Source organism: Salmonella sp. NW38 (genome assembly GCF_051807745.1).
GTDB lineage: Bacteria > Pseudomonadota > Gammaproteobacteria > Enterobacterales > Enterobacteriaceae > Salmonella > Salmonella enterica.
The window spans coordinates 295,253-311,185 of the sequence record NZ_JAMMTO010000001.1 but is presented as its reverse complement, the minus strand read 5'-3'; the positions used below and the strand labels follow the sequence as shown (position 1 = coordinate 311,185).

General features: G+C 52.8%; 12 protein-coding genes and 1 other RNA gene. 4 read left to right on the top strand and 9 right to left on the bottom strand.

Going from position 1 to position 15,933, the window contains the following annotated elements; translation table 11 throughout:
* Positions 1-12 precede the first annotated feature (12 nt).
* Genes sufS through sufA form a run of 5 tightly spaced genes read right to left on the bottom strand, consistent with a single transcriptional unit; the run spans position 13 to position 5,103 of the window.
* Positions 13-1,233, bottom strand: coding sequence for a cysteine desulfurase SufS (sufS, locus tag NA624_RS01640; RefSeq protein ID WP_000143859.1), 1,221 nt, complete (start codon positions 1,231-1,233; stop codon positions 13-15).
* Positions 1,230-2,501, bottom strand: coding sequence for a Fe-S cluster assembly protein SufD (sufD, locus tag NA624_RS01635; protein WP_000907924.1), 1,272 nt, complete (start codon positions 2,499-2,501; stop codon positions 1,230-1,232). Before sufD ends, sufS begins: the two co-directional genes overlap by 4 nt.
* On the bottom strand, positions 2,476-3,222 hold the full coding sequence (gene sufC, locus NA624_RS01630) for a Fe-S cluster assembly ATPase SufC (RefSeq protein ID WP_000948902.1): 747 nt from the start codon (positions 3,220-3,222) through the stop codon (positions 2,476-2,478). The genes sufD and sufC overlap by 26 nt, the downstream gene beginning before the upstream one ends.
* Before the next feature lie 16 nt (positions 3,223-3,238).
* Positions 3,239-4,726: a Fe-S cluster assembly protein SufB gene (sufB, locus tag NA624_RS01625; RefSeq protein WP_000089383.1), complete on the bottom strand. Its 1,488-nt coding sequence runs from the start codon at positions 4,724-4,726 to the stop codon at positions 3,239-3,241.
* An 8-nt stretch (positions 4,727-4,734) separates the two neighbouring features.
* Positions 4,735-5,103, bottom strand: a complete 369-nt coding sequence (sufA, locus tag NA624_RS01620) for a Fe-S cluster assembly scaffold SufA (protein WP_000418969.1) — start codon at positions 5,101-5,103, stop codon at positions 4,735-4,737.
* 426 nt (positions 5,104-5,529) lie between these two features.
* Here sufA and NA624_RS01615 point away from each other — a divergent pair, with 426 nt between their 5' ends.
* On the top strand, positions 5,530-6,876 hold the full coding sequence (locus NA624_RS01615; protein WP_000261870.1) for an L-cystine transporter: 1,347 nt from the start codon (positions 5,530-5,532) through the stop codon (positions 6,874-6,876).
* A 287-nt stretch (positions 6,877-7,163) separates the two neighbouring features.
* Here NA624_RS01615 and NA624_RS01610 read toward each other — a convergent pair whose 3' ends face one another.
* The 3 genes from NA624_RS01610 to ydiJ all read right to left on the bottom strand — a co-directional run bounded on the left by NA624_RS01610 (position 7,164) and on the right by ydiJ (position 10,914).
* Positions 7,164-7,352 (bottom strand): YdiH family protein, encoded by a 189-nt coding sequence (locus NA624_RS01610; RefSeq protein WP_001537749.1) that lies wholly within the window; start codon positions 7,350-7,352, stop codon positions 7,164-7,166.
* 98 nt (positions 7,353-7,450) lie between these two features.
* The gene (menI, locus tag NA624_RS01605; RefSeq protein ID WP_000637926.1) at positions 7,451-7,861 is read right to left on the bottom strand and encodes a 1,4-dihydroxy-2-naphthoyl-CoA hydrolase; all 411 of its coding nucleotides are present in this window, start codon (positions 7,859-7,861) and stop codon (positions 7,451-7,453) included.
* On the bottom strand, positions 7,858-10,914 hold the full coding sequence (ydiJ, locus tag NA624_RS01600) for a D-2-hydroxyglutarate dehydrogenase YdiJ (RefSeq protein ID WP_000612900.1): 3,057 nt from the start codon (positions 10,912-10,914) through the stop codon (positions 7,858-7,860). The genes menI and ydiJ overlap by 4 nt, the downstream gene beginning before the upstream one ends.
* A 264-nt stretch (positions 10,915-11,178) precedes the next feature.
* Between ydiJ and ydiK the strand changes: the two genes are divergently transcribed.
* The 3 genes from ydiK to aroD all read left to right on the top strand — a co-directional run bounded on the left by ydiK (position 11,179) and on the right by aroD (position 13,406).
* Entirely contained in the window at positions 11,179-12,297 is a 1,119-nt protein-coding gene (ydiK, locus tag NA624_RS01595) for an AI-2E family transporter YdiK (protein ID WP_000248615.1), read from the top strand.
* A 182-nt stretch (positions 12,298-12,479) separates the two neighbouring features.
* Positions 12,480-12,587: antisense sRNA RprA (rprA, locus tag NA624_RS01590), an RNA gene on the top strand.
* 60 nt (positions 12,588-12,647) lie between these two features.
* Entirely contained in the window at positions 12,648-13,406 is a 759-nt protein-coding gene (aroD, locus tag NA624_RS01585; protein WP_000860215.1) for a type I 3-dehydroquinate dehydratase, read from the top strand.
* Positions 13,407-13,505: 99 nt separating this feature from the next.
* On the opposite strand, the gene ppsA is transcribed toward aroD, so the two are convergent.
* Positions 13,506-15,884 (bottom strand): phosphoenolpyruvate synthase, encoded by a 2,379-nt coding sequence (gene ppsA, locus NA624_RS01580; protein ID WP_000069333.1) that lies wholly within the window; start codon positions 15,882-15,884, stop codon positions 13,506-13,508.
* Positions 15,885-15,933: the final 49 nt, after the last annotated feature.

Below are 15,933 nucleotides of genomic sequence, written 5' to 3'. Positions count from 1 at the left end.
AAAACCTCACTGTTATCCCAATAAGCGGTGGATACGCGTTAATCCTGCCACCAGTCGGTCCACTTCTTCATGGGTGTTATACATCGCCAGCGAAGCCCGGCACATTGCCGGCACGCCATACCAGGCCATGAGCGGCATCGCGCAGTGATGCCCCGTTCGTACCGCGATACCGTAATTATCAAGAAAGCTGCCGACGTCATAAGCATGGTGTTTACCCAGATTAAACGCGATGACGCCCAACCGCTGCGCCGGACCATACAGCGTGATATCAGGCACCTGCGCCAGTTGCTCCAGCGCATAGCGCATCAGCATCTGCTCATAATCGCCAATCTTATCCAGTCCCAGCGACGTCACATAGTCAATTGCCGCGCCCAGACCGATGATGCCGCCAGTATTCGGCGTTCCCGCCTCAAAACGCCAGGGCGCTTTCGCCCATGTCGTTCCCTGCGTCAGGCTGACGGTCGAAATCATCGACCCGCCCCCTTCCCACGGCGGCATTTCTTGCAGCAACGCCTCTTTAACATACAGAATGCCGATGCCGGTCGGCCCGTAAAGTTTATGGCCGGAGAAAACGTAAAAATCGCAGTCCAGCGCCTGGACGTCAACAGCATGGTGCATCACGGCCTGGGCGCCATCCACCAGCACTTTCGCTCCATGCTGGCGCGCCAGCGCAATCATGTCCGGCAGTGGGTTTTCCGTCCCCAGCACATTGGAAACATGAGTAATGGCCAGCAGTCGGGTCCGGTCATCGAACAGCGCAGCTAAGGTCTCCAGCCGCAGCGTACCGTCAGGATGCAATGGGATCACGCGCAGTTCAGCGCCTTTGCGCTCACACAGCATCTGCCAGGGAACGATGTTAGCGTGATGCTCCATCTCGCTGATAATAATGTTATCCCCGGCGCGAATATTTTCCGTTCCCCAACTGTTGGCGACAAGGTTAATGCCCTCCGTCGTACCGCGCACGAAAACCAGTTCTTCTGCGGAGCGGGCGTTAATAAACCGCGACGCCTGCTTACGCACATTCTCCATGCTTTCGGTCGCCTGCGCGCTTAACGTATGGATACCCCGATGTACCGCAGCATAGCCGTGACGGTAGAAGGCAGATTCAGCGTCAATCACCTGATTGGGTTTTTGAGCGCTGGCTGCGCTGTCCAGGTAAGCCAGCGGCAGGCCGTTAACTTCACGCTGCAGTATGGGAAAATCCGCCCGTACTTTTTCTACAGGAAATGTCATACCAGGCCTCCGGGCAGTCGCTGGCCGATTCGCGCCAGCATCTGCTGTTTAAGGGCGCTATCATGGATAGCTTCCGTTAACTCTGCGGCAAACGCGTAAAGAATCATGTGCCGCGCCTCCTGCTGCCTGATGCCGCGTGATTGCAGATAAAACATCTGCTCATCGTCAATACGCCCGATCGTCGCGCCGTGGCTGCACTTCACGTCATCGGCATAGATCTCCAATTGCGGTTTGGTATCGACTTCAGCCAGTTTCCCCAACAACAGGTTATTATTGGTCATCTGGCCGTCGGTTTTAATGGCGTGTTGCGCCACGTTAATCAGGCCATTAAAGACCGCGCGTCCTTTGTCGCTGACGATGGTCTTGTGCAACTGGCGGCTGTTACAGTAACCTTTGTTATGTTCCAGCCATGTCCGCGTATCGCAGACTTCATTTTTCACCGGCATCGCCAGACTATTCAGTCGAAGCGTCGCGTTTTCGCCATTCAGTTGTGAGCTGCTGTGGTGACGTAGTACTGCGGCGCCCAGCAGAAAACTGTGGCTAAACGCCGAGGCGTCTGTCGCCAGCAGAAGATCGTTATGCGCAAAGTGATAGCTGGACGCATTTTCAAACGCCAGTTTGATATGACGCAGTTGCGCATTGTCTGCAACGTTCATCGTCAGACGCGCGCCGGTAAAATGTTTTGCCGCTGTAAGGCTGACATAATGCTCAATAACCGTCGCTTCCGCGCCTTCCGCCAGCGCCAGATGGTGGCGATAATGCGCGGTATTCAGCTCGTCGCCATCCACGCCCTGCGTGATATGCATTAACAGTAGCGGCCTGGTCGGACGCTGATTTCGCCGTACCTGTATATACGTGACACATTGCGCCAGGCTTTCCGTCAGATGCAGAAAAACCTCGGGATGTACCGGCGCGGCAAGCGTCTGGCGTTCATCCCTGACGCTAACGTCAAATCCGCTGTTTTGCGTGCTATCACTAAGCTCTGGCATAAACCGACCGTCGACAAACACCAGCCGCACGGCATCGATTTGCAGCGCCAGCGCATCACGCTGTGCGGCGCTGATAGTCGCACACTGCTGGATAAACTGGCTATGGGTTAAGCCCTCCAGCGGCGTGTATTTCCAGTCTTCATGTTTACGCTTCGGCAATCCCAGACGTAACATCTGTTGTAAATGTTGTCTTGCCTGCTCAGTTCGACTTTCTCCTTTTTCTTCAAAGAGATGCTGCCATTGCTGTAGCGCTTTACTGCTGTTCGGTAAGCCAGCCATAACCCTGCTCCTCCAGTTGTTTGACCAGAGTAAAATCGCCGGATCGGACAATTCGCCCCTGATAGAGGACATGGACGTAATCAGGCTTGATGTAGTCCAGTATGCGCTGATAGTGGGTCACGATAATAAAAGCGCGTTTATCGTCGCGTAACGCGTTGACGCCTTCCGCCACAATTTTCAACGCATCGATATCCAGTCCGGAGTCAGACTCATCAAGGATGCACAGTTCCGGCTCCAGCACCGCCATTTGCAAAATATCATTGCGCTTTTTCTCCCCGCCGGAAAAACCGACGTTTACCGAACGGGTCAGCAAATCTTCCGGCATTTTCAGCAATGCGATCTTTTCTTCCATCAGATCCTGAAAATCAAAGCGATCCAACGACGCCTGCCCGCGGTAGGCGCGCACGGCATTCAGCGCGGTTTGCAGGAAAAACTGGTTACTGACGCCGGGGATTTCTACCGGGTACTGGAAGGCCATAAAAATCCCTTCGCCCGCCCGTTCCTCCGGCGACAGTTCAAGCAGATCTTTACCCTTGAACGTAACCGAGCCGCCGGTGACCTCGTAATCTTCACGTCCCGCCAGGGTGGCGGAGAGCGTGCTTTTCCCGGAACCGTTCGGCCCCATAATGGCGTGAACTTCGCCGGGGCGAATCTCCAGATTCAGGCCACGCAAAATCGCTTTTTCTTCCACACTGACCTGTAAATCTTTAATGCTTAACATGGGTTTTCCTTCATCATTAACCGACGCTGTGCTCAAGGCTAATCGCCAGCAGTTTTTGCGCTTCAACGGCAAACTCCAGCGGCAGTTCCGAGAAAACGTCTTTGCAGAAACCGTTGACGATCATCGAAATAGCGTCTTCTTCGCTGATGCCGCGTTGCAGACAATAGAAAAGCTGATCTTCACCGATGCGTGATGTTGTCGCTTCGTGCTCCAGCTGCGCGCTGTTATTGCGGCATTCAACATACGGGAACGTATGCGCGCCGCAGTCCGCGCCAATCAACATGGAGTCGCATTGGGTGAAATTTCGGGCGTTGGTCGCCGTCGGCATAATTTTTACCAGCCCACGGTAGCTGTTCTGGCTGTGGCCGGCGGAAATGCCTTTTGAGATAATGGTTGAGCGCGTGTTTTTACCGATATGGATCATTTTGGTGCCGGTGTCAGCCTGCTGATGTCCACTGGTCAGCGCAACGGAATAGAACTCGCCGATAGAATTATCACCGCGCAGGATACAGCTCGGGTATTTCCAGGTAATCGCCGAACCGGTTTCCGACTGGGTCCACGACATCTTGCTGTTTTCCCCTTCGCACAACGCCCGCTTGGTCACAAAGTTCAGAATGCCGCCCGTGTTGTTGTCGCCCGGGAACCAGTTTTGTACGGTGGAATATTTTACTTCAGCATCTTTATGGATGATGACTTCCACTACCGCGGCGTGGAGCTGATAACTGTCGCGTACGGGCGCGGAGCAGCCTTCGATATAACTCACATAGCTGCCTTCATCCGCCACCAGAATCGTGCGCTCAAACTGACCGGTTTTCTCGGCGTTAATGCGAAAATAGGTGGATAACTCCATCGGGCAACGCACGCCTTTGGGAACATAGATAAATGTCCCATCGGAAGCGACTGCCGCATTCAGCGCGGCAAAAAAGTTATCGTTCCCCGGCACGACGGTGCCAAGATATTTCCTGACCAGGTCAGGGTGATCGTGTATCGCTTCGCCAAAAGAACAGAAAATAATGCCCTGTTCCGCCAGTTTTTCACGGTATGTGGTCGCTACGGAGACCGAATCAAAAATCGCATCGACGGCGACCTCTTTCCCTTCGCGAACCGGAACGCCAAGTTGCTCGAAGGCGTCTTCAACCTCTTTACTCAAAAAGGTATTCGCGCCCGTTTGCTGTACCGCTCCCGGCTGGGAAACGCAGCTATCGTCGCAGTTTCCGCATGATGGCGCAGAGTAATAGCTGTAGTCCTGATAGTTCAGTTTATCGTAGTGCGCCTTCAGCCAGTGCGGTTCATCCATGTCCAGCCAGGCTCTATAGGCATTGAGACGAAATTCCAGCATCCACTCAGGTTCGTTACGCTTTGCGGAAATCGCGCGCACCACCTCTTCGCTGATGCCTTTTGCCAGTTCATCAGTGGGTAGTTGCGTGAAAAATCCTTCTTTGTAATTAAGGCGTCCGCCTGTCCAGATGCCGACCTCTTCCGTTGCTTCAGTATTACGAGACATAGTACCGCCTATACCCCAAAACTTTCGCCGCAGCCGCATTCATTCTGGGCTTTGGGGTTATGAAATTTAAATAACTGGTTCAGCCCTTCCTGTACGTAATCCACTTCTGTTCCGTCAATAAAAGGCATCGCCTGTAACGGTGCGAAAAGCTTTGCGCCTTCGGCTTCAAAAACCAGATCGTCTTTATCCGGCTCCCGAACGGTATCCAGAACATAGCCAAATCCGGCACATCCCGTCTGTTTTACGCTTAACCGCACGCCCAACATGCCCGGCTGCTTTGCTGCCAGTTCACGTATGTGCGCTGCCGCCGCTGGCGTTAGCGTCAGCCCTTGCCAGGGGAAGTCCTCCGGGTTAAACGTGTCTGAATGCAATTCCATAGAGTTACCTCGCGTTCTAAATCACCAGGATATAACAGCATGTTAGTGATAATGATTATCACTTCAACCCCTTAACCGCAGGGGCTTTCCAACAAATGGTCATATTGAGCGCCTTTTATTAAGCATAGACCCTGTCCGCCAGGTCATACGACAGACAAAAAACCACTTAACCTTTTGATAAATAATAATTTATAAGATGTTAACCGTTCTGGCAGGTCAAAAACGAAAAGATGTATAGAAAATGACTATTTAATTAATAGGCTGTCGACATTGCCGGGCGGCGAGGTCAGAACCCCATTTTTTGTATGGATACCTGGCGTTGCGCTCTTTATAATCCGCTGCGGTTCTATAACTCAGTTTGAGCTATAGGTTTATGTAAACTCTTTCCGGCATTTCAGGTGCTGAATGAGGCAAGAGGCTTAAAATATGGTTGTTACGCTCGCGTATATCGCACTTTTTTTGGTTTTCTCGTGGGTCATCTTGAGAATTAATCAAAAAAGCGATTCCCTGTCGAAAAGCGTTTTTATCGCTATCTTTTTAGGGGCTGTTATTGGTTTATCTCTGCATTTAATTTCAGCAAATCACACTAAAACTATTATCGAATGGTACAGCATCGTCGGCAATGGTTACGTCCACCTGTTAAAACTGGTCGCTATACCGCTAATTTTTATTTCTATTCTTTCCGCCATCAATAAACTGGAAAATAGCGCCGGCATCGGAAAAATGTCGCTGACGATCGTCGGATGCCTGTTATGCCTGGTGATGGCTGCCGGTTTTATCGGATTACTGACCGCTCATGTGCTGGGGCTTGATGCCAGCGCTTTTGTGCACATGCCGTCAATGTTAACTACGGAAGAAGTCAATAAGACTGCTGCGGTGTCGATTCCCCAGTTAGTGACATCGCTGATTCCGACTAATATTTTTCTTGATCTTACGGGGGCCAGAAGTGTTTCCGTTATCGGCATCGTTATCTTCACGCTAATAGCGGGGATCGCCCTGTTAAAGGTCAAAAAAGAGGCGCCGGAAGAAGGTCAGAAATTAAGCGCAGGCATTAACGCTATTCAGATCTGGGTCATGAAGATGGTACGTATCGTTATTGCATTAACGCCCTATGGCGTCATGGCATTAATGACCACCGTATTTTCATCATACCGCCTTGAACAATTCGCCAGCTTACTTGGTTTTATCGGCGCCTGTTACATCGCGATTTTCATGATGTTTATCGTGCACGCCATCTTGCTGATCCTCAGCGGTAATAATCCAGCGCGTTATTTCAGAATGGTGTGGCCCGTCTTAACCTTTGCGTTTGTTTCCCGCAGCAGCGCAGCCTCTATCCCGCTGGCCATTTCCGCCCAGGAAAAATTTGGCGTACAAAGCACCATTGCCAATATTTCCGCCTCGTTTGGCTCCAGTATGGGGCAAAATGGCTGCGCCGGGATTTATCCGGCTATTATGGTAGCGATGATTGCGCCCACCATCGGCATTGATCCGCTCTCGCTGCATTTTCTGGCCGCGATGTTACCTGCCATTGCGCTAGGGTCTATTGGTGTAGCCGGCGTCGGCGGCGGTGGTACGTTCGCGGCGCTGATTGTCCTGTCGACGTTGAATTTTCCCGTTGCGCTGGTCGGTATTTTTATTGCCATCGAACCTATCGTTGATATGGCCCGCACGGCACTGAACGTTAACGGATCGATGATGTCAGGTGCGCTGGCTAACCGTATTTTGAATAATCATACGGCTGACGACATGCCAGCGGTTATTGACAGACCTTAGTTTTTTACGCGCCCGGAAAAGAAAAACCCTTAAGTCTGTTCAATACAGGCTTAAGGGTTCCGGCCCCATCCGGCGCTTATCTCCGGCACTCTTAATGGCTTAGCTCTTGAAGGGGCATAAGAATAATCTCATAAAGAGAGCGCGCCTTTTTAGCACAAATGGCGATCTGTATTTTTTTTAAACAAAATCAAGAGGATTATCTATTACCTGGGGACAGGGTCTGGTGAGATTGCCTGGTAACATAGCCGGATGGCGGCTAACGCCTTATCCGGCCTACACAGACTTTATTAATGCACGCCCAACCGCCAGGCGAAATAGATCTCTTCTTTCAGTTCGGTTGCAGAGAGGGTGAGGAGATCGGCAAACTCTAACTCCAGCTGTTTTAAACGCTTCAAATACTGCGCGGGAGAAAGTTCGGTTTTATCACGGCGTAAAAATTCAATCGCCAGTTGGGTTGGGTCTAAATCAGTAGACATATCATCCTCGCTTATGTGTAAACGTGCACAGTATATCACCTTTTTCTGCGCACATTTTGACCAAAAGCAATATGCATCACACTTTTATGGTGACAACGTCACACAATCGCCGTAGTAAGGCGCGAAGAACAGCACAGACGTCCCTGTTCATCAAAGATCTCTATCTGCCAGACCTGATGGCGAGCCCCGGTATGCAACGCTTTACAGACGCCTCGTACGCGCCCCTGACGCGCCGACCGTACATGGTTGGCATTCACCTCCAGCCCCACCACCTTTTGCTCCCCCTGCGTACACAGATAGCCTGCGACCGAGCCGATACTTTCCGCCAGCACCACAGACGCTCCGCCATGCAGCAAGCCGAACGGCTGTTTGGTGCGATGATCGACGGGCATTGTCGCTTCCAGCGTATCGTCCCCAATATGCTCAAAGCGGATATCAAGCAGGCCAACCATATTCCCTTCCCCCATCGCATTAAGCGCATCGAGGGTCACTTCACGTTTCCAGATCAACCTATAATCTCCAGTAATGCCTGCAACGGGTGACGCACGCCCGTACCTTCAATGCGTTTAACCTGGCTTCGGCAGGAATAGCCGGTTGCCAGGCAGCGGTTTCGCGGTAGACGTTGCATCGCCTGATGCCAGGATAGCTCATAAATTCCCAGCGAATTTTTATGATTGGTGAGTTCATGTCCATAAGTGCCCGCCATACCGCAACAGCCTACGCTGACATTTTCCAGCTTCGCGCCAAAATGGGCAAAGATGGCGGCCCACTGCGCAGGCGCGCCGGGTAACGCCGTGACTTCCGTACAATGACCAAAAAAGTACCACGGTTCGCCGCTCACCTCGACGGACAGTCTTGCATTTATTTCCTGCGCCAACCATTCATTCACCAACAACACATGAAAATCGCCGCGCTGTTCGCCCAGCGCCAGTTTGTATTCGTCGCGATAACACAGTACCAGCGCCGGATCGACGCCCACCATCGGCATCCCCAACGCGGCGATCCGATTAAGGAACTCAGAGGTTTTTTTCGCCGTTTTCGCAAAGCGATTAAGAAAACCTTTAATATGCTGCGCCTTACCATTCGGTGAGAACGGCAACAATACCGGTCTCCTGCCCAGTTTTTCCGCCAGGCGGATAAAGTCCGCTACGACCCGAGCGTCGTAGTAGCTGGTAAACGGATCCTGAACCACCAGTACCGTTTTCGCTTTTTGCTCGGCGCTCATGCGCTCCAGTTGCTCAAGCGTCATATTGGCAGACGGATGGCCCACCAGTTGCTGTTGCAATGAAGGGGCAGAAAGCAGAGGTAAATCCACCATACCGATATGTTTTTTCGCCAGATTACGAACCACCGGTTGGTTAATAAAAAAGTTAAAGGTCTTTGGCGCACGCGCCATCAGCGGCGCGTAGGTCTCGACCGTCGCCACCAGATGATCGCGTACCGGGCGCAGATAACGCGTATGGTAAAGCTGTAAGAAACGTGAACGAAACTCCGGAACATCGATTTTAATCGGACACTGGGTCGTACAGGCTTTACATGCCAGACAGCCGGACATGGCCTCTTTAACTTCATGGGAAAAATCATACTCGCCTTTGCGTTTGTGCCAGCTATTCCGGGTGCGGGCAATCAGCGTGCGTAAGCTGGCGCGTTTTTCTGGCAACTCCTTTTCCAGTTTCAACGGATCGACGCCGCGATCGGCCAATAGTCGGAGCCATTCCCGCACCAGCGTCGCCCGCCCTTTCGGCGAGTGGATCCGGTTAAGGCTAATTTTCATCGACGGGCACATCGGGCTTTTCGCATCGAAATTAAAGCACAGGCCGTTACCATTACACTCCATAGCGCCGCGCCAGGTCTGCCGCACCGCCAGCGGGATTTGCCGATCCCAGGTGCCGCGTTTTACCGCATCCACCTTCATCATCGGCGCCTCTATCCCCTGCGGTGGACAGATTTTACCCGGGTTAAGTCGATTATGCGGATCAAAAGCCGCTTTTATTTTGCGCAGCTCGCCATACAGGACTTCGCCGAAAAAGGCCGGGCTGTATTCCGCACGAAAACCTTTTCCATGCTCGCCCCACAACAGCCCGCCGTATCTGGCAGTCAGTGCGACGACCTCATCGGAGATCTGTTTCATCAGCAGTTCCTGCTGCGGATCGCACATATCCAGCGCCGGACGCACATGCAGCACCCCGGCATCCACGTGGCCGAACATGCCGTAACTTAAGCCATGACCATCCAGCAGAGCGCGAAATTCGGCGATGTAATCGGCCAGATGTTCAGGCGGCACGCAGGTATCTTCCGCAAAAGGAATCGGTTTGGCTGCGCCTTTCGCATTACCCAGCAGCCCTACCGCTTTTTTACGCATCGCGTAAATACGCTCAATACCCGTCAAATCGGTACAAAGTTGCCAGCCGATCACGCCCGCTTCCGCACGCGCCATCAGGCCATCCAGCCGGTGGCACAGCGCCTCGACCTGCCCGTCAATAAGCGCTTCATCGTCACCCGCGAATTCCACGATATTCAGGCCAAGCATCTCTTTATCCGGCACATCGGTAATCAATTCGCTAACGGAGTGCCAGACAATATCTTCCCGCGCGAGGTTAAGGACTTTGGAATCGACCGTCTCGACGGATAAGGCGCGCGCATCAACCATAAAAGGGGCGTTACGCAGCGCGGAATCAAAGGAGTCGTATTTTACATTCACCAGACGGCGGACTTTGGGTATCGGGGTAATATCCAGCCGGGCTTCAGTAATAAACGCCAGCGTCCCTTCCGACCCCGTTAAGATGCGGGTAAGATCGAAGCGGGTCATGTCATCGTTAAAGACGTGGCGTAAATCGTAGCCTGTCAGGAAGCGATTGAGCTTTGGAAAGCTATCGAAGATAAGTTGACGGTTTTCCAGGCAGGACTGATAGACGGTCTGATAGATGCGGCCTGGCATCGTCGTGTTTTCACCCAGCGTCCGGGCAAGCTCTACGGGCATCGATTGTGTGTCAAGGATATCACCCCCCAACAATACGGCCCGTATGCCTAAGACGTGATCTGACGTTTTTCCATAGACCAGCGAACCCTGACCAGAGGCATCGGTATTAATCATACCGCCAAGCGTGGCGCGATTACTGGTGGAAAGTTCCGGCGCAAAAAAATAGCCATACGGCTTTAACGCCTCATTAAGCTGATCTTTTATCACCCCCGCCTCTACCCGCACCCATCCCTCTTCAGGATTAATTTCAATAATGCGGTTCATATAGCGGGACATATCAACAATAATGCCCTGGTTTAGCGCCTGGCCATTCGTGCCAGTACCGCCGCCTCGCGGGGTAAATATCAGCGACGTAAAGCGCGGCTCCGCCGCCAGACGGGCAAGAAGCGCGACATCCGCCGTAGAACGGGGAAACACAACAGCATCGGGAAGAAGCTGGTAGATACTGTTATCGGTCGACATTGTCAGACGGTCGGCATAGCTGGTTGCCGTATCGCCCGTAAACCCTTGCTGCTCCAGCGCCTGCAAAAAATTGAGCACCAGCTGAACGACGCCGGGTGCCTGAGAAATTTGTGGAATCATTATATTGACCTTTTCCTGCGGTCTATGTTGTGAACGGTGGCGCCCAACCCGGCGAGCGCGAGCGGTCTACGCACAGGAAGGGATGCTTAATCGTTTGCGTGTTGCGTTATTTGTTGTATCACATTTTTTTCCTGTGCGCCCAACAGAATTACATGCAGAATCGGCCTGTTAAAAACCGCTGAAATTGCTCATCATTATAGGGTGTGGTTTGCATGTTCACGTCGCGCCAACGTTCTGGCGCAAAGACAAAGGTGAAAAGTATTTATGGTAAATGTTCGTCAGCCCAGGGATATTGCGCAAGTGCTGCTATCGGTGCTGTTTTTAGCCATCATGATTGTGGCCTGTTTGTGGATAGTACAGCCTTTTATTTTGGGGTTTGCATGGGCAGGTACGATTGTTATCGCAACCTGGCCCGTTTTGCTGAAATTACAAAAAATATTGTGGGGCCGCCGCTCGCTTGCCGTACTGGTCATGACGCTGCTGTTAGTGCTACTCTTCGTTATTCCCGTCGCCTTGCTGGTGAACAGCATTGTCGACGGTAGCGGCCCGCTCATCCATGCAGTGACCGGCGGCGATATGACGCTACCCGATCTGGCATGGTTAAATAATATTCCGTTGGTTGGCGCCAAACTGTATGCCGGATGGCATAGCCTGCTGGATATGGGCGGTAGCGCTATTATGGCGAAAGTGCGGCCTTATATCGGCACAACCACGACCTGGTTTGTCGGTCAGGCGGCGCATATCGGACGCTTTATGATGCACTGCGCCCTGATGCTGTTGTTTAGCGCCCTGCTTTACTGGCGCGGCGAACAAGTGGCGATGGGAATACGCCATTTTGCCTGTCGTCTCGCGGCTAAACGCGGCGATGCGGCGGTTCTGCTGGCTGCCCAGGCGATCCGCGCCGTGGCGCTTGGCGTGGTGGTCACCGCGCTGGTACAGGCGGTACTTGGCGGCGTCGGGCTGGCGATTTCCGGCGTGCCTTACGCTACCCTGTTGACGGTAGTGATGATCCTTTCGTGTCTGGTTCAGTTGGGGCCGTTGCCGGTATTGATTCCAGCCATTATCTGGCTTTACTGGACAGGCGACACCACCTGGGGCACCGTGCTGCTGGTTTGGAGCGCCGTCGTCGGCACTCTGGATAACGTGATTCGCCCGGTACTCATCCGCATGGGCGCCGATTTACCGCTGCTTCTGATCCTTTCCGGGGTAATCGGCGGACTGATTGCATTCGGTATGATTGGTCTGTTTATTGGACCGGTGCTTCTGGCCGTGACCTGGCGTTTGTTCTCCGCATGGGTACATGAAGTTCCGGCGCCGACGAATGAACCAGAGGAGATCCTTGAAGAGCTGGATGACATCGAGGAAGCCAACAAGCAGTCATAATCCCGTCGGGCGGCATCGCCGCCCGATGCTTTAGCGACGTTTATCAATTCAACGCACCCCTCATTTTGATTCGCCCGTCTGTTCCCCGCCGCATCTCATTTCTGTCGCAAATCCGTTACAGTTTTTAAACTATTGAGACGAATCTGATCGACGCAAAAAGTGCTCATGCCTACTATTAGCACACGGTTATAAATCAACACATTGATTTATAAGCATGGAAATCCCCTGAGTGAAACAACGAATTGCTGTGTGTAGTCTTTGCCCGTCTCCTACGATGGGCTTTTTTTTACTTCAAGCGGCCAGCCTCACCGTTCATAATGGCAAGAAGAAAAAAAACTGACAGGACACGCATGAAAACCGTCACCGTAAAAAATCTTATCATTGGCGAAGGGATGCCCAAAATTATCGTGTCGTTGATGGGAAGAGACATCAATAGCGTGAAAGCAGAGGCGCTAGCCTACCGCGAAGCTACATTCGATATTCTGGAGTGGCGCGTGGATCACTTTATGGATATCGCATCGACTCAATCCGTTCTTACCGCTGCGCGTGTTATCCGCGATGCGATGCCTGACATTCCGTTACTGTTTACTTTCCGCAGCGCCAAAGAAGGCGGCGAGCAGACAATAACCACTCAGCATTATCTCACGCTTAATCGTGCCGCAATCGACAGCGGCCTGGTCGATATGATCGATCTTGAGCTATTTACCGGTGATGCTGACGTTAAAGCCACTGTCGATTATGCCCATGCGCATAATGTTTATGTCGTGATGTCTAACCACGATTTTCACCAGACGCCGTCCGCAGAGGAAATGGTTCTGCGGCTACGTAAAATGCAAGCGCTCGGCGCGGATATTCCCAAGATTGCCGTTATGCCGCAAAGCAAGCATGATGTATTAACGTTACTCACTGCCACGCTGGAGATGCAGCAACATTACGCCGACCGTCCGGTAATTACTATGTCAATGGCGAAAGAGGGGGTCATTTCACGTCTGGCAGGGGAAGTGTTTGGCTCTGCCGCCACGTTTGGCGCGGTGAAGCAGGCTTCAGCGCCGGGGCAAATCGCCGTAAATGATCTACGCAGTGTATTAATGATTCTGCACAACGCCTGACCCGGCATTATGCAGGCGTCGGGCAACTTACGCCCTATCCGGCCTACACAACATGTTTCTTGTGCAGGCCGGATAAGCATAGCGTTATCTGGTCGCGGTTTACTTCTTCAGTTCCGCCAGACTCAGCCAGGTCTGAACCACGGTGTCCGGGTTCAGCGACAGGCTGTCGATCCCCTCTTCCATCAGCCAGGCGGCAAAGTCTTCATGGTCGGACGGACCCTGACCACAAATTCCAACATATTTGCCCTGTTTTTTCGCCGCGCGGATCGCCATAGACAGCAGCGCTTTCACCGCGTCGTTACGCTCGTCAAACAGTTCAGACACCACGCCGGAATCGCGATCCAGCCCCAGCGCCAGCTGCGTCATGTCGTTAGAACCAATCGAGAAGCCATCAAAATACTCGAGGAACTGTTCAGCCAGCAAGGCATTGGACGGGATCTCGCACATCATGATGATCTTCAGCCCGTTCTCGCCGCGTTTAAGCCCCTGGCGCGCCAGCTCTTCGATGACCGCTTTCGCCTGGTCGACCGTCCGCACGAACGGGATCATGATTTCGACGTTGGTAAGGCCCATATCGTTGCGCACGCGTTTCACCGCTTCGCATTCCAGCGCAAAACAATCGCGGAAACTTTCTGCGACGTAACGACCCGCGCCGCGGAAGCCCAGCATCGGGTTTTCTTCATGCGGCTCATAGCGTTCGCCGCCGACCAGGTTGGCGTATTCGTTGGACTTAAAGTCAGACAGACGAACGATAACGCGTTTCGGGTAGAAGGCGGCGCCTAACGTCGCGATCCCTTCCGTCAGTCGACCAACGTAAAATTCACGCGGCGAGTCAAACCCTTTCATCATCTCACGAATGTCGTTTTGCAGCGCGGCATCCTGGTCGTCAAACTCCAGCAGCGCACGCGGGTGAACGCCAATCATACGGTTAATGATGAATTCCAGTCGCGCCAGACCTACGCCTTCATTCGGCAGGCAGGCAAAGTCAAATGCCCTGTCCGGGTTGCCGACGTTCATCATAACCTTCAGCGGTAGCTCTGGCATGGTATCTACGCTGGAGCTTTTTACGCTGAAATCCAGCATGTCGGCATACACATAACCGGTATCACCTTCTGCGCAGGAGACGGTTACTTTTTCGCCATCTTTCATGCGTTCGGTGGCGTCGCCGCAGCCGACTACCGCCGGAATACCCAATTCGCGGGCGATAATTGCCGCATGACAGGTGCGCCCGCCACGGTTAGTGACAATCGCCGCCGCTTTTTTCATGATCGGTTCCCAGTCCGGGTCGGTCATATCGGTGACAAGCACATCGCCAGGCTCAATACGGTTCATTTCGCCGATATCGTGAATAACTTTCACCGTACCCGCGCCAATACGATGCCCAATGGCGCGACCTTCGGCAATGATTTTCCCCTGCGCATGTAGCGTATAACGCTCCATCACCTGGCCACGGGAGCGCACGGTTTCCGGACGTGCCTGCACAATAAAGAGCTTACCGGTATGACCGTCTTTCGCCCATTCGATATCCATCGGACGACCATAGTGCTGCTCAATCTGCACCGCTTGTTTCGCCAGTTCCTGCACTTCTTCGTTGGTGAGCGAGAAAATGTCGCGCTGTTCCTGCGGCACATCTTCAATCTTCACTTGCTTGCCGTGCTCCTGGGTGGCGGCGTAAACCATGCGGATTTTTTTCGACCCCATGGTGCGGCGTACGATGGCCGGACGGCCTGCCGCCAGGGTTGGCTTATGGACATAAAATTCATCCGGGTTAACCGCGCCCTGCACCACCATTTCGCCCAGTCCCCATGCCGAGGTGATAAAGACCACCTGGTCAAAACCGGATTCGGTATCGATAGAGAACATCACCCCTGACGAGGCGAGATCGGAGCGAACCATCCGCTGCACGCCAGCGGAAAGCGCTACGCCGCGATGATCATATCCCTGGTGAACGCGATAAGAGATGGCGCGATCGTTAAACAGAGAAGCAAATACGTGTTTCACTGCCACCAGTACCGCATCGAAGCCCTGAACGTTAAGAAACGTTTCCTGTTGACCCGCAAACGAAGCATCTGGCATGTCTTCCGCCGTGGCGGAGGAACGCACGGCAAAAGAGGCATTTTCATCATCCGACGAAAGCTGCGCATAGGCATCGCGGATGGCGTTTTCCAGCGCCGGCTGGAAAGGAGTGTCGATAATCCACTGGCGGATCTGCGCGCCCGCTTTCGCCAGCTGGGAGACATCATCAATATCTGTCTTATCCAGCAGCTCATAAATGCGCTGGTTTACGCCGCTTTGATCCAAAAACTGGTTAAACGCATCGGCAGTGGTTGCAAAACCATTCGGAACGGATACGCCCATGCCGGAAAGGTTAGTAATCATTTCACCCAGGGAGGCATTTTTGCCCCCAACTCTGTCTACATCATTCATGCCGAGTTGGTTATACCAAAGCACCAGCGGTGACGAGCCATTGTTGGACATCGAACAATCCTTTTGTGATAAATGAACGAGTTTAAGAAACACATAGTTG

Excerpts from the sequence above, each read along its gene's own strand:
- sufS (WP_000143859.1), bottom strand. The coding sequence starts at position 1,233 with ATGACATTTCCTGTAGAAAAAGTACGGGCGGATTTTCCCATACTGCAG.
- sufD (WP_000907924.1), bottom strand. The coding sequence starts at position 2,501 with ATGGCTGGCTTACCGAACAGCAGTAAAGCGCTACAGCAATGGCAGCAT.
- sufC (WP_000948902.1), bottom strand. The coding sequence starts at position 3,222 with ATGTTAAGCATTAAAGATTTACAGGTCAGTGTGGAAGAAAAAGCGATT.
- sufB (WP_000089383.1), bottom strand. The coding sequence starts at position 4,726 with ATGTCTCGTAATACTGAAGCAACGGAAGAGGTCGGCATCTGGACAGGC.
- sufA (WP_000418969.1), bottom strand. The coding sequence starts at position 5,103 with ATGGAATTGCATTCAGACACGTTTAACCCGGAGGACTTCCCCTGGCAA.
- NA624_RS01615 (WP_000261870.1), top strand. The coding sequence starts at position 5,530 with ATGGTTGTTACGCTCGCGTATATCGCACTTTTTTTGGTTTTCTCGTGG.
- NA624_RS01610 (WP_001537749.1), bottom strand. The coding sequence starts at position 7,352 with ATGTCTACTGATTTAGACCCAACCCAACTGGCGATTGAATTTTTACGC.
- ydiJ (WP_000612900.1), bottom strand. The coding sequence starts at position 10,914 with ATGATTCCACAAATTTCTCAGGCACCCGGCGTCGTTCAGCTGGTGCTC.
- ydiK (WP_000248615.1), top strand. The coding sequence starts at position 11,179 with ATGGTAAATGTTCGTCAGCCCAGGGATATTGCGCAAGTGCTGCTATCG.
- aroD (WP_000860215.1), top strand. The coding sequence starts at position 12,648 with ATGAAAACCGTCACCGTAAAAAATCTTATCATTGGCGAAGGGATGCCC.
- ppsA (WP_000069333.1), bottom strand. The coding sequence starts at position 15,884 with ATGTCCAACAATGGCTCGTCACCGCTGGTGCTTTGGTATAACCAACTC.